The following is a 13,465-nucleotide window of genomic DNA, read 5'->3' on the forward strand; positions in this document are numbered from 1 at the left end:
ACGGGGACCCCGTACCACGGGGACCCCGTACCACGGGGACCCCGTACCACGGGGACCGTGGGCTACCAGCGTGCCGGGGGCGGAGACGTCAGATGGTCCGCCAGGAGCGAGAGGCGGTCCCGGAAGCGGCGCCGCCCGCGCGGGGAGGGCAGGCTGTTCTCGCCGGCCGCCGCGCTCACCAGGTGCTGGACCGTGTCGAGATCGACCTCCGCGCCCTCCCGCACCGTCAGCGTCTCGTGCGCCAGGCCCCGGACCTCCGGATCGCCGCCGTCGAGCGAGAGCACCGTCGCCCCCGCCCTGCGCGCGTCGTGGACCCGCTCCAGGAGACCCGCGGCGGGCCGCTCCGGCGCCACCATCAGAAGCGTCGCCCCGCGCCTGGCCGACTCGAGGCGGCCGAGGCCCACCGCGAGATGCGCCGGATCCCCCGGCCTCACCTGGTGCCGTACGAGCGTCGGCGTCAGCTCGGGCCGGCCCGACCAGGCCGCCTCGTCCACCAGATGCGCCGCCAGGTGCCAGGGCTCGTACCCCTCCGTCCCCACCAGCAGCAGCCCGCCCCCGTGCGGGACGACCGAGGAGCGGAGCGACCCCGCGAACCGGCGGGCGGCGGACGGCCACTCCGTCCCGGCGAGCACTTCCCGCAGCAACGCGACGCGTACGGCATCCATGGGGTCGCATCCTGCCGCAGCCGGGCCGCGCGGGGAGGGCGGTCGCCGAGGGTTCCACCCGTACGGGAAGTTGCACCCGGCGGGAAACGGATGGGCTGACCGGCCAGTAATGTCGAGCCATGACTACGACTGACAGCAAGCCCGCACCCAAGGACCCCTGGGACCTCCCCGACGTGTCCGGCCTCGTCGTCGGCGTCCTCGGCGGCACCGGCGACCAGGGCCGCGGCCTCGCCTACCGTCTCGCCAAGGCCGGCCAGAAGGTGATCATCGGCTCCCGCGCCGCCGAGCGCGCGCAGACCGCCGCCGACGAGCTGGGCCTCGGTGTCGAGGGCGCCGACAACGCCGAATGCGCCCGCCGCAGCGACATCGTGATCGTCGCCGTGCCGTGGGACGGGCACGCCAGGACACTGGAGTCGCTCCGCGACGACCTCGCGGGCAAGCTCGTCGTCGACTGCGTCAACCCGCTCGGCTTCGACAAGAAGGGCGCCTACGCCCTCAAGCCCGAGGAGGGCTCCGCCGCCGAGCAGGCCGCCGCCCTGCTCCCCGGGTCCCGGGTCACCGCGGCCTTCCACCACCTGTCCGCCGTCCTGCTCCAGGACCCCTCGATCGACGAGATCGACACGGACGTGATGGTCCTCGGCGAGGAGCGCGCCGACGTCGAGATCGTCCAGGCGCTCGCCGGCCGCATCCCCGGGATGCGCGGCGTCTTCGCGGGCCGGCTGCGCAACGCGCACCAGGTCGAGTCGCTCGTCGCCAACCTGATCTCGGTCAACCGCCGCTACAAGGCCCACGCGGGGCTCCGGGTCACCGACGTCTGACCACGTGCCCGGACGGACCGGGGCATGGGGGACACTGGACGGGCACCGTCAGCCGTACCCGGACAGGAGCCGACCCCCATGCCCCGCCTCGCTCTGTACGCCCTCGCCGTCTGCGCCCTCGCCGTGGCCGCGGCCGTCGTCTCCTTCGTCGCGGGCATGTGGCTGGGGATCGTCTGGGTCCTGCTCGCCGGCCTCTCGTCGAACATGGCCTGGTACTACATCCGCCGCGCGAAGGCCGACGCCGCCCGCGCCTCCGAGACGGCCTGACCTCCCGGGGAAAGCCCCTGACCTGGCCGGCTTCCTAGCCGGCTTCCCGGGCGCCTTCCTGGTGGCCCTCCTGGCCGGCCCGCTCCCGGGCCGCCTTCTTCACGCGCCGCCGTGCCCGCCGCCTCCGCGACCGTGCGGTCCACCAGCTCAGGGCCACGGTGACGAGGAACTCCAGCAGGAACAGCAGGGGCACGCCGAGACCGGCGACGACCAGCATGAGCCAGGCCCAGTCGTCGTGCCAGCGCCACTCGATCAGCCCCGCGATCGCCAGGGCGCCCGTGACCGCGACGCCGTACGTCACCAGGGCCGCCCACACCGTCCACTGCAGGGCCGCGGCGGGATTCCTGGTGACCCGCCCCCACCACAGCCAGCGTCCCGGCAGGCCGACGATCCGGGAGGGCCACGGCCAGTGCCACGGGGGCACCTTGCGGCCGAAACCCCGCCAGAACATGGTCCGGCCCGCGTCGGCCCACGCCCCCTGGATCGGCGAGCCCTTGCCCACCAGGATGCTGAGCACCGCTTCGAGCAGTCGTCCCGCGGTGTTCCGCCCCTGCGCGGTCTTGAGGTAGTCCGTGAACAGCTTCCTGTCGTCCGGTTCGGCGAGCTCGTCGAGGTTGCGGCTCATCCGCTCGGTGCCGATCTCGGCCTCGAGGATCGCCTCGTGCAGATCCAGCTCCAGGGAGCGCCGCTCCTGGTGGTTCGCGACGAACAGGCGCAGCAGGTGGTGGGTCCCGTCGAGCCGTCCCCAGGTGAAGTCGGACTCCCGCCATTTCGGGTCGACGAAGGCCCCGAAGTGGTCGAGGCGGACGCCGTACAGCTTGCGTTCGCCGAGGGGCGCGTACTTGTCCAGGGGGAAGACCGGACTGTGCTCGTCGGGTCCCAGCCGCAGGAACTCGAACTGGGGCGTGTGCTCCACCAGCTCCTCCGGCGAGGAGAAGGACTGCGCGACGACCTCCGCGACGAGGCACGCCTTGAGGACCGTCCGCTCGCGCTCCCTGTCCGGCTGCTCGGGCGCGCCCTTGCCAGGACCGGCCGTCGCACGCGCGTAGGCGCCGACGGCCGCCTCGACCTGTTCGCCGAGGACCCGTCCCAGACCGAGGTCCTTGTAGATCGTGTTCATCGTGGCGATCGGCCCCCGGTCGGCGGCCACCTTCCTGCGGGCGGGATCGCCGCCGGCCGTGTCGGCGTTGCGCAGCAGCCCGAACACGCGGTCGGTGACGGCATGCACGGCCCGGACGCAGATGCTGAGCTCCTCCAGGGCCCGGCCGAGGCAGCGCTCCTCACGCTCGCGTTCCTCGGCCTCCTCGACGGTCGGGGCGCAGGGCGGCGCGGTCCCGTTGCGCCGCGCCTCCTTCAACCGCCTCTCGATGTCGGCCGCGAGCGTCCACACCAGCCGCTCGACACCGTGGACACCCCACTCCCAGGGGGCTGCCACGGGGTTGCCCAGTGCGCCGGCGGACCGGGGCACCCACCCCGTGGGCGGAGCGCCGTTCTCCAGGATGGCCTCGGCGTTCTCCTGCGGGATGCCGACCAGGGAGCGGACACCCCGGCCCTCCTCCCGCAGTTGCCGGATCTTCCACACGGCAGCGGCGATGCGGCTGTGCCGGTACTCGGTGAAGAGCTGTTCGGCGACGGTGAGCATCGCCTCCCGCTGGGCCTCTCCCGTCTCGGGGTGGAACTGGCGCTCGAAGAGCTCCTGGTGGCGGCTGTGGGAGTGCCGGCCCATGTGCTCGCGCAGTTCGGTCGTACCGGTGCGGAAATCCGCCTCGCGCGGGTAGTTGATGGCCGTGCCGAGGACCGACGGCCATTCGGTGGCCTTGCACGGAGGCCGGTTCTCGACATGGCGCTGGGCGACGCCGGACGAGGGCACCACGAAGACCAGGACCCGCCGTACCGGCCCCTCCACCCGGCGGTCCGAGATGGCTTCGAGCACCGGCCCGAAGGGGGCGTTGTTGAGCAGGCCCCCGTCGACGATCCAGCTGGCCCGGTCCCGGCCGCGGCTGGGGATCTGGGGGTGGGGGCGGACCCGCTGCTCGAGCAGGGGCGACTCGTCGACGGGAGCGAACGCCAGCGGGAAGCCGGCCGAGGCGCGGGCCGCCAGGCTGAGCCGGGCCAGGACGTCGTCGTCGAGGAAGTCCCTGCGGACGTGCGGCTCGGTCTTCCAGATCTCGCACGGGGCGACGGCCTTGCGGAAGACGACCGCGTCAGGGTCGTGCTGGAACTTGTAGATCCTCCGGTGGTCCGCCACGTCGAAACGGCCGCCGAAGCCGTCCTGGAAGTCCTCGGGCACGCCGTCGAGCGCGGTCGCGGTGACGAAGAGCGTCACCGGTTCGGCGTCGCGCTCGCTGGAGCCCATGCCGTTCAGGATGTCGCCGATGGTGTCCTGGAAGAACCGGCCGTCCAGGACGCTGTTGTACGGCGGTTTCCTCAGCAGTTTGTCGTCCGTGAGCGCCGCGGCGTTCCGCCAGGTGTCACGGAGGTTCGGCAGGGCCGTCCCCCGCCCGATGGCGGCGGCCAGCAGGGAGCCGTTGAGGCCGCCTGCCGACGTGCCGGCGATGACGTCGACGAGGACGTGCGTGTTCGCCTCGTGGACGACGCGCTTCCACAGCTCGAAGACGGGGCGGTCGCGGGGATCGACGTACTCGGGAGGCAGACCCGAACGGACGGCGCGGGAGGCGCGCCGGAGCAGGTCGATCTCGTGCGTGACCCCGCCCATCCAGACGGCCAGGCTCACGCCGCCGTTGAGGACGAGGGCCAGACGTGTCTGCTCGAGAGCCGCCATGTCTGCAGTATGCATATACGTGCATATGCACCCGTCATGTCCGCGGCGTGTCCGTCGCCGGGTATCGCCCGGGCGGCGGAACGGACGGGGCCTCTCAGACCTCGCAGAGATCCGGCGTTCCCTGCCAGAAGCGGTAGAGGTTCGAGCCGCAGTAGCGGGAGAGCTCCGGCACGCCGAGCGCCCGCATCAGCGCGTCGATCGTGTCGAAGAACGCGCCGTTGACCGCCGGGACGAAGAGCAGTGCGATCACGACGAAGAAGCCGTAGGGCGCGTACGGCTCGATCTGCCGCTTGATCCTGTACGACAGCCAGGGCTCGACCACCCCGTAGCCGTCGAGGCCCGGCACCGGCAGGAAGTTCAGCAGCGCCGCCGTCACCTGGAGGAACGCCAGGAACGCGAGCGCGTACTGGAACGCGAGCGGGACGCCGTCCAGCGCGTCCAGCCAGAACGGCGCCGTACAGACGATCGCGAACAGGACGTTCGACAGCGGGCCCGCCGCCGAGATGAGGCTGTGCTTCCAGCGCCCCTTGATCCGGCCCTGCTCGATGAAGACCGCGCCGCCCGGCAGACCGATGCCACCCATGATCACGAAGAGCACCGGCAGGATGATGCTCAGCACCGCATGGGTGTAGGCGAGCGGGTTGAGGGTGAGGTACCCCTTCGCGCCGACCGTGATGTCCCCTCCGTGCAGCGCGGTCCGCGCGTGCGCGTACTCGTGCAGACAGAGCGAGACGATCCACGCCGAGGTCACGAAGAGGAAGATCGCCACCCCGGGGGAGGCGGCGAAGCCGGTCCACACGGCCCAGCCGGTGACCGCCATGACGGCGAGGATCGCCAGGAAGACCGGGCTGATCCTGCGCTCGTGCCTGCGGGTGGTGGCCGTGGTCATGGGTGGGACTCCCTGGGGCGATGGCGAGGTGTGTGCGGGGAACGTGCCGGGGCGGGGGTGAGTTCCTGGGACGATCCCCGGCTCACGGAGAATAGGGCCTGTGCGCTATTCCGTCCTCGGTCCGGCCCAGGTCCACACCGCCCACGGCACCCCCGTCGCGCTCGGCGGGGCCCGCCTGCGGGCGCTCCTGACCGCCCTGGTCCTGCGGGCGGGACGCACGGTGCCCGTCTCCGTCCTCGTCGACGAGGTGTGGGCCGGGGACCCGCCGGCCGACGCCGCCGCCGCGCTCCAGGCCCTGGTCGGGCGGTTGCGGCGGGCGCTCGGCCGGGACGCGGTGGAGTCGTCCCCCGGCGGCTACCGGCTGGTGGCCGGCCCCGACGACGTGGACGCGCAGCGCTTCGAACGGCTGGCGGGCGAGGGGGTACGGGCACTGGGCGCGGGCGACCCGGGGCGGGCGGCAGGGCTCCTCGACGAGGCGCTGGGACTGTGGCGGGGGCCCGCCTTCGCCGACCTGCCCGACCGCACGGCGGAGGCGGCCCGCTGGGAGACCCGCCGCCTCGACGTGCGCCGGGCCCGTTTCGAGGCGGCGCTCGCGCTCCGGGAGGGGGCGTCGGTGCTGCCCGAGCTGGTCGCTTTGTGCGAGGCGCACCCGCTGGACGAACCTCTCCAGGCCCTGCGCATCCGGGCGTTGCGCGACACGGGCCGCGCGGCGGAGGCCCTCGCTGCCTACGAGGCCGTCCGCCGCGAACTGGCGAACCGCCTGGGCACGACCCCCTCGCCGCCCCTGACCGCCCTCCACGCGGACCTGCTGTCCCCCGGGAAGGAGCGGGACCACGACGCCGCGGGACGGGACGGATCCGGAGCCGGCGGGCCCCTCGCGACCACAGCCCGGGCGTCCGGACCGGCCCGCGGCCCCGCAGGCCCCGCGGGACGCGGGGGCTTCGGCGCCCCGACGGGCACGGGGCAGGGCCCCGCCGGTGGTCCCGGCGGAACCCCGGATGCGTTTCCGGCGGGCGCCGGATACGGGGCGGGGGCGTCCGGTCGGGGCGCCGGGGTGACCGGAGCCGGGGTCGCGGCCTCCGCGGACGGGGCCTGGCGGCCGCAGGAAACGCTCTCGGGGGAGGCCCTCGCGGGTGGGGCGCCGTCCGTCGGGCCGGCGGCGCGCCCCGGCAACCTGCGGGCGCGGCTCACGAGTTTCGTCGGGCGCGAGCAGGACATCGCCCAGCTCCGGGACGACCTGCGCGGGAGCCGGCTCGTCACCCTCCTCGGCCCCGGCGGGGCCGGGAAGACCCGGCTCTCGCAGGAGGGCGCCGAGCGCGCCGCCGACGCCGGGGTCTGGCCCGACGGCGTCTGGCTCGCCGAACTCGCGCCCGTCACCGACCCCGAGGCCGTCGTCGAGGCCGTGCTCGGCGCCGTCGGAGCGCGCGAGACCGTGCTGCGCGGCGCGGGCGCGGAGGAGCTGCGCGGCACCGACACCCCGCTCGGCCGCCTCGTCGAGCACTGCGCCGCCCGCCGCCTGCTGCTCGTCCTGGACAACTGCGAACACGTCGTGGACGCGGCGGCCGCCCTCACCGAGTCCCTCCTCGCCCGCTGCCCCGGCGTGACCGTCCTCGCCACGAGCCGCGAACCGCTCGGCATCCCCGGCGAGTTCCTGCGCCCGGTGGAGCCGCTGCCCCCGGCGAGCGCGCTGCGCCTGCTCGGCGAGCGGGGCGCCGCCGCCCGCCCCGGCTTCGACCCGGGCGACGACCCCGAGGCGTGCGCCGAGATCTGCCGGCGCCTCGACGGCCTCCCGCTCGCGATCGAGCTCGCGGCGGCGCGGCTACGCCTGCTGACACCGCGCCAGATCGCCGACCGACTCGACGACCGCTTTCTTCTGCTCACCTCGGGGGCCCGCACCGTCCTGCCCCGCCAGCAGACCCTCCGCGCGGTGGTCGACTGGTCCTGGGACCTGCTCGACGCGCCCGAACGGGCCGTCCTGCGCCGCCTGTCCGCGTTCACGGGCGGCTGCGACCTGGAGGCGGCGGAGGCGGTCTGTACGGAACCCGTCCGCACAGCCGACGCACCGCGCGCCGAGACCCTCGACGTGCTCGGCTCGCTCGTCGACAAGTCGCTGGTCGTCGCCGCACCCGCCGACGACGGAACGATGCGCTACCGCCTCCTGGAGACCGTCGCCGAATACGCCGGCGAGCGTCTCGACGAAGCGGGAGAGCGCGCCGCGATCGAGCGGCGCCACCTCGTCCACTACCGCGAACTCGCCCGCGTCACCGACCCCGAGCTCCGAGGCGGCGGCCAGCGCCGCGCCATGACCTGGTTCCGTACCGAGTACGACAACCTGCGCACCGCGCTGCGCCGCGCCGTCGCCGTACGGGACGAGCACGAGGCGCTCGTGCTCGTCCACTGTCTCGTCTGGTACTGGCAGCTGCGCGATCTGCGCGCCGACGCCCTGCACTGGGCGGAGGAGGTGGCCGCCCTCGGACCCGACCCCTTCGCTCCGCCCGCAGCCCCCGCCGTACCGCTCCACGAGCCCTGCACCGCCGCGCCGCCCCCGCTGAGCGAGGAGCAGCTCCTGGAGGCCCGCAGAGGGGTGCGGCTGATCGAGCTGCTCAACATGGACTACGAGCGGGGCGGGTGGACCGGCCTGGAGGGCTCGGAGCGGCTGCGCCGCATCAACGCCGTCTACCGGCCCGGGCTTCCCCAGACCTGCCGGCTGCCCGGCTCCTTCGCCGTCTTCGCCGTCCTGCTCATCGGGGAGGGCGGCAGGATGCGGGAGGTCCTCGACGCCACGGTCGAGGCGTGCCGCACCTACGGCTACGACTGGGAGCTCGCCAACGCCCTCCAGACCCGCGCCAACCTGCTGGCCAACCGGTCCGACCTGGCGGCCGACGCGGCCGCCGACGCCGAGGAGAGCCTGAAGATCTTCGTCCGCCTCGACGACGCCTGGGGCGCGGCCGAAGCGCTCTCCTCGCGGGGCGAGGCCCGCGAGCGACAGCGCCGGTACGAGGGAGCGGCCGAGGACTTCGCCGCGGCCATCGGCTACGCGGAGCGCATCGGCGCCCAGACCCAGAAGGCCGTGCTGCGCGCCCGCTACGCGGACATGCTCGGGGTGACCGGCCGTGTGGAGGAGGCGGAGGCGATCCTCCGCGAGGTCCTGGCGGACGGGGAGAACCGCGGACACGAACCGGCGCTCGCGGCCCGGCTGTTCCTGGCGATGCTGCTCGGCCGCACCGGCCGGACGGCCGAGGCCCGGCAGCAACTGACCGGACTGCTGGAGGACTTCAGTTCCGAGACGCTGTCGATCTTCGCCGGGTTCACCCTCGGCAGCCTGGCCTGGCTGGACAACCTCGACGGCCGGTACGCCTCGGCGCTCCCCCTGGCCCGGGAGGCCCTGGACCGGTCTCTGGGCACGCTCTCGCTGATGGTCGCCCCGCAGATGCCGGCCCTCCACGTGGTCACCGGCGCCTGGGCCGTCGCCGGTCTCGGCGGCCCCGGCGCGACCGCCGGCGCCCGGCTGCTCGGTGCCGTGCCGGGCCTGCTCCCCGAGAGCCATCTGCTCTCACCGCCCGAGCGGGAGAACCTGGAGCGGGCCATGGCGCTCGCCCGGTCCGTCCTCGGCGACGAGGCATTCGAGGCCGCGTACGCCGAAGGCGGTGGCCTCTCCCTGGAGGAGGCCACCGCCCTGCTCGCCCGCGCCGACGCGATCGACGGGCCCGTCTAGGCTCAGGTCTTCTTGCGGAACTTGGCGACCGCGAGCGGCGCCGTGACGGCCGTGATCGCCACGGCCCAGCCGAGCGTCATCCACACCGAGTCGCCGACCGGAGTGCCGTTGATCATGGCGCGGGCGGCGTCGGCGAGGTTCGACAGCGGGTTGTAGTCGGTGAAGGCCTCCAGCCAGCCGGGCATCGAGGTCGGCGGGGCGAAGATCGAGGAACCGAACTGCAGCGGCATCAGGACCAGCATGGCCATCCCCTGGACGGCCTGGGCCGTCTTCAACGCCAGACCGAGCAGGATGAAGATCCACATCAGCGAGGCGCCGAAGACCATGGAGAGCCCGATGGCGGCGAAGAGTTCCAGGATCGAGCCCTTGATCTCCAGGCCCAGCAGGAAGCCCATGCCGAGGAGGATCGCGGTGGCGATCAGCATCCGGCCGATCTCGACGACGATCTTCGCGATGAGGACGGAGGACCGGGCGATCGGCATCGTCCGGAACCGGTCCATGACCCCCTTCTTGAAGTCGTCGTTGATGCCCACGCCGACGGCCATGGCGATGTTCATGCCCATCATCGCCATCAGGCCGGGGACCACGTAGTTGACGTACGCGTCGTTGTTGCCCTTGCCGGAGATCGCGCCGCCGAAGACGTACACGAAGAGCAGGACGAAGATGATCGGCATCAGGACCGCGTCGAACATCGACTCCGGGTCCTGCTTGATCTGCAGTGCGTTCCGCCGGGCCAGGGCACCGATGTGGCGGAGGTTGGCGCGCAGACCGATCCGGCCCTCGTCGCCGGGGGCCGGGCGCCTCGGGGCGGGGCCCGGTGCCTCGGCCGGGGCCTTGGTGAGCTCTGTGGTCGTCGTGGTGCTCACGCGGCGACCTCCTCGGGGGTCGTGTCGGAAACGGTGGTCTTCTCGCCCGTGATGGCGAGGAAGACCTCGTCCAGGCTGGGCAGGTGCGTGCCGATGTGGGCGATGCCGAAGCCACGCGTGCCCAGCAGGCCCACGACGGCGGTCAGCTGCTCGTCGCTCAGGATCGGCACGTACAGCGCGCCCTCGTCGGGGACGACGGTCGAGCCGGCGATGCCGTCCAGGCCCGACTCGCGCAGCGCCGAGGCCATCGCGGGCAGGTCGGCGGGGTCCACCGGGCGGATCGTGAGCGTGCGGCCGCCGACGCGGGCCTTCAGCTCGTCGACCTTGCCGTTGGCGATGACCTTGCCGCGGTCGATGACGGTCAGCTCGCTCGCGAGCTGCTCCGCCTCCTCCATGTACTGCGTGGTGAGCAGTACGGTCACGCCCTCGGCGACCATCCGCTTCACCTCGTCCCAGACCTCGTTGCGCGTGCGCGGGTCGAGGCCGGTGGTCGGCTCGTCCAGGTAGAGGACGGCGGGCTGCCCGATCATGGAGGCGGCGAGGTCGAGCCGCCGGCGCATGCCGCCGGAGTACTGCATCGCGGGCCGCTTGGCCGCCTCGGTCAGCGAGAACCGCTCCAGGAGGTCGTCGGCGCGGCGCCGGGCGTCCGTGCGGGAGAGGTCGAGCAGCCGCCCGATCATGTAGAGGTTCTCCCAGCCGGAGAGCTTCTCGTCGACCGAGGCGTACTGGCCGGTGAGCCCGATCGTCCGGCGGAGCTGCCGGGGCTGCTTCACCACGTCGTAGCCGGCGACGGTGGCGGTACCGGAGTCCGGGACGATGAGCGTGGACAGGCAGCGGACGAGGGTGGTCTTGCCGGCTCCGTTCGGGCCGAGCACGCCGAGGACCGTGCCCTCCCGGACGTCCAGGTCGACCCCGTCGAGGGCCTTCGTCTCGCCGTAGTGCTTCACGAGGCCTCGTACCTCGACGGCGTTGTGTGCGGATCGCGTCATGGCCACCATCAGACCAGCCGCCACTGACAACGCACCGACAGACGACCGACAGCTGTCCGACAGCCGTTCCGACAGCTGTCGGAACGGCGGCCCGCGCCCCGAGAAGCACCGCCCGCGCCCCGAGAAGCACCGCCCGCGGCCCGGGAAAGCGGTCGGCCGCGGGCCGCGCGAAGACGTCTCGCACGGCCCGCGGCCGGGTGTCCCGGGGTGCCCCGGTCGAGCGGTCCTCCTAGTGGAAGGTGTGCTCCTCGGCGGGGAACTCGCCACCGGCGACGTCCTCCGCGAAGGCCCGGGCGGCGTCGCCGAGGGTCGCGCGGAGGTTCGCGTACTGCTTGGTGAAGCGCGGCACCTTGCCGCCCGTCAGACCGGCCATGTCGGTCCAGACGAGGACCTGGGCGTCGGTGTGCGGACCGGCGCCGATGCCGATCGTCGGGATGTGCAGGGAGCGGGTGACCTCGGCGGCCAGCTCGGCCGGTACGAGTTCGAGGACGACGGCGAAGGCGCCCGCGTCCTGGGCGGCCTTGGCGTCGCTGAGCAGCCGGTGGGCGGCCTCGTCGCTGCGGCCCTGCACCCGGTAGCCCATGGTGTTGACGGACTGCGGGGTCAGGCCCAGGTGGGACATGACCGGGATCCCGGCCTGGACGAGCAGCGCGGTCTGCGGCAGCGAACGCTCGCCGCCCTCCAGCTTGATCGCGCCGACGCCCGCGTCCTTGACGAGCCGGGTCGCGTTGCGCAGGGCCTGGACGGGCCCTTCCTGGTACGAGCCGAAGGGGAGGTCGCCGACGACGAGGGCGCGCTTGGTGCCCCGTACGACGGCGGCCGACAGGAGGGTCATCTCGTCCATCGTGACGGGCACGGTGGTGTCGTAGCCGAGATGGCAGTTGCCCATGGAGTCGCCGACGAGGATGACCGGGATGCCGGCCTCGTCGAAGACGGACGCGGTCATGGCGTCGTAGGCGGTGAGCATCGGCCACTTCTCGCCGCGGGCCTTGGCCGCGCTGATGTCGTGGACCGTGATACGGCGCGTGCCCTTGCCTCCGTACAGCGCCTTGCTGCTGTCGGGGGACTGCTTCGGGGCAGGCTGAAGCGTCATGGTGAACGGCTCCTTCGTCATCTCGAGGCGCCCTGACGGCGTCCCCGGACCATGTCCATGGTGGCACTTCCCCCGGCGAGGGGGGAAGTGCGGCGAAGTGGCGCTGTTCACACCGCCGCAACGGTGGAATTTCGGGGCGTACGTACGAATGTGCGCGTTCTGTCACAGCCACCCCGCCCCGCACCCGCGACGGGAACCCGCCGCGCGGCCCTGTCGTCCCTCGTGGCAGTACCGCGGGCCCGGCATCACCTAGTGTCGACGTCGGGTCGCGGGGCACGACAGCACGACGGCAAGGCAGTGAGGACTGAGTGATGGCGCGGGTGGACATGGCGGAGACGGAGAACGGCGGCGGCCGGGACGAGCGCTCCGGGTCCCGGTTCCGATCGGCGCTCGACCGCCTCCGCGGGGACCGGGGCATCTGGCGCCGGGGCATCCTGCTGGCCGTCTGCGCGGTGCTGCTCACGCCGGCGATGGCCTTCCACGCCGAGATCCCCAACCGGATCGGCAATCTGGGCAGCCTCAACGAGACGTTCCTGCCCTGGCTGGGCGTCTTCCTGCCGGTCCTGCTGGTCCTGGCCCTGCTGCGGCGCTCGGCGACCGCGCTGATCGCCCTGCTCCTGCCGGCCGTGGTCTGGGTGAACCTCTTCGGCGGGCTGATCACCGACAAGTCCGAGGCGGGCGGTGACCTCACCGTCGCCACCCACAACGTCAACGCCGACAACCCCGACCCCGAGGGCACGGCCCGCCAGATCGCCGAGTCCGGCGCGGACGTGGTGGCCCTGGAGGAGCTCAAGGGCGAGATGGTCCCGGTCTACGAGAAGGGCCTGGCCGGGGCGTACAAGTACCACGCGGTGCAGGGCACGGTCGGCCTGTGGAGCAGGTACCCGCTGCACGGTACCGACGCCGTCGACATCGGGATGGGCTGGACCCGGGCGATGCGCTCCACGGTCTCCGCGCCCGGCGGCGAGGTCGCCGTGTACGTCGCCCACCTGCCGTCCGTACGGGTCAGGATGGAGGCGGGCTTCACCGCCAACCAGCGCGACAACAGCGCGACCCTGCTGGGCGAGGCGATCGCCGCGGAGTCCCACGAGCGGGTCGTGCTGCTCGGCGACCTCAACGGCACCATGAACGACCGCTCGCTCAACGCCGTCACCGCCCAGATGCGCTCGACGCAGGGCGCGTCGGGCGACGGCTTCGGCTTCAGCTGGCCCGCCTCGTTCCCTATGGCGCGGATCGATCAGATCCTGGTGAAGGGCGTCGAACCGATGTCCTCGTGGACGCTGCCGGAGACGAACAGCGACCACCTGCCGATCGCGGCGCGCGTCCGGCTCTGATCCGCGGCCGGGTCGCAACCTTCCCGACACCTGGGGGAGGCCGTCGG

At 73.1% G+C, this 13,465-nt stretch carries 10 protein-coding genes; 4 read left to right on the top strand and 6 right to left on the bottom strand.

Annotated elements, in window-relative coordinates; all coding sequences use genetic code 11:
• Positions 1 to 62: 62 nt before the first annotated feature.
• Positions 63 to 665: a hypothetical protein gene (locus ACF1G2_RS09325; RefSeq protein ID WP_391797695.1), complete on the bottom strand. Its 603-nt coding sequence runs from the start codon at positions 663 to 665 to the stop codon at positions 63 to 65.
• A 119-nt stretch (positions 666 to 784) separates the two neighbouring features.
• Between ACF1G2_RS09325 and npdG the strand changes: the two genes are divergently transcribed.
• A complete protein-coding gene (gene npdG / locus ACF1G2_RS09330; RefSeq protein WP_391797696.1) occupies positions 785 to 1,483 on the top strand; it encodes an NADPH-dependent F420 reductase in 699 nt (232 codons plus the stop codon).
• A gap of 24 nt (positions 1,484 to 1,507) precedes the next feature.
• Positions 1,508 to 1,750, top strand: a complete 243-nt coding sequence (locus ACF1G2_RS09335; RefSeq protein WP_352188285.1) for a hypothetical protein — start codon at positions 1,508 to 1,510, stop codon at positions 1,748 to 1,750.
• Between the two features lie 34 nt (positions 1,751 to 1,784).
• On the opposite strand, the gene ACF1G2_RS09340 is transcribed toward ACF1G2_RS09335, so the two are convergent.
• Together ACF1G2_RS09340 and ACF1G2_RS09345 are read right to left on the bottom strand one after the other, a co-directional pair.
• Positions 1,785 to 4,532 (bottom strand): patatin-like protein, encoded by a 2,748-nt coding sequence (locus tag ACF1G2_RS09340; protein ID WP_391797697.1) that lies wholly within the window; start codon positions 4,530 to 4,532, stop codon positions 1,785 to 1,787.
• A gap of 94 nt (positions 4,533 to 4,626) precedes the next feature.
• On the bottom strand, positions 4,627 to 5,421 hold the full coding sequence (locus tag ACF1G2_RS09345) for a site-2 protease family protein (RefSeq protein ID WP_391797698.1): 795 nt from the start codon (positions 5,419 to 5,421) through the stop codon (positions 4,627 to 4,629).
• 100 nt (positions 5,422 to 5,521) lie between these two features.
• Here ACF1G2_RS09345 and ACF1G2_RS09350 point away from each other — a divergent pair, with 100 nt between their 5' ends.
• Positions 5,522 to 9,136, top strand: a complete 3,615-nt coding sequence (locus ACF1G2_RS09350; protein WP_391797699.1) for a BTAD domain-containing putative transcriptional regulator — start codon at positions 5,522 to 5,524, stop codon at positions 9,134 to 9,136.
• Positions 9,137 to 9,138: 2 nt separating this feature from the next.
• On the opposite strand, the gene ACF1G2_RS09355 is transcribed toward ACF1G2_RS09350, so the two are convergent.
• From ACF1G2_RS09355 to panB, 3 genes are all read right to left on the bottom strand, one after another.
• Complete coding sequence (locus tag ACF1G2_RS09355) at positions 9,139 to 10,002, bottom strand: ABC transporter permease (protein ID WP_391797700.1); 864 nt, start codon at positions 10,000 to 10,002, stop codon at positions 9,139 to 9,141.
• Positions 9,999 to 10,991 carry an ATP-binding cassette domain-containing protein gene (locus ACF1G2_RS09360; RefSeq protein ID WP_391797701.1) on the bottom strand — a complete coding sequence of 331 codons (993 nt, stop codon included), beginning with the start codon at positions 10,989 to 10,991 and terminating at the stop codon, positions 9,999 to 10,001. The genes ACF1G2_RS09355 and ACF1G2_RS09360 overlap by 4 nt, the downstream gene beginning before the upstream one ends.
• 229 nt (positions 10,992 to 11,220) lie before the next feature.
• On the bottom strand, positions 11,221 to 12,084 hold the full coding sequence (panB, locus tag ACF1G2_RS09365; protein ID WP_391797702.1) for a 3-methyl-2-oxobutanoate hydroxymethyltransferase: 864 nt from the start codon (positions 12,082 to 12,084) through the stop codon (positions 11,221 to 11,223).
• Positions 12,085 to 12,395: 311 nt separating this feature from the next.
• Between panB and ACF1G2_RS09370 the strand changes: the two genes are divergently transcribed.
• Entirely contained in the window at positions 12,396 to 13,418 is a 1,023-nt protein-coding gene (locus tag ACF1G2_RS09370) for an endonuclease/exonuclease/phosphatase family protein (RefSeq protein ID WP_391797703.1), read from the top strand.
• Positions 13,419 to 13,465: the final 47 nt, after the last annotated feature.

The organism is Streptomyces sp. NPDC013457 (genome assembly GCF_043089925.1).
In the GTDB taxonomy this organism is placed as follows: Bacteria; Actinomycetota; Actinomycetes; order Streptomycetales; family Streptomycetaceae; genus Streptomyces.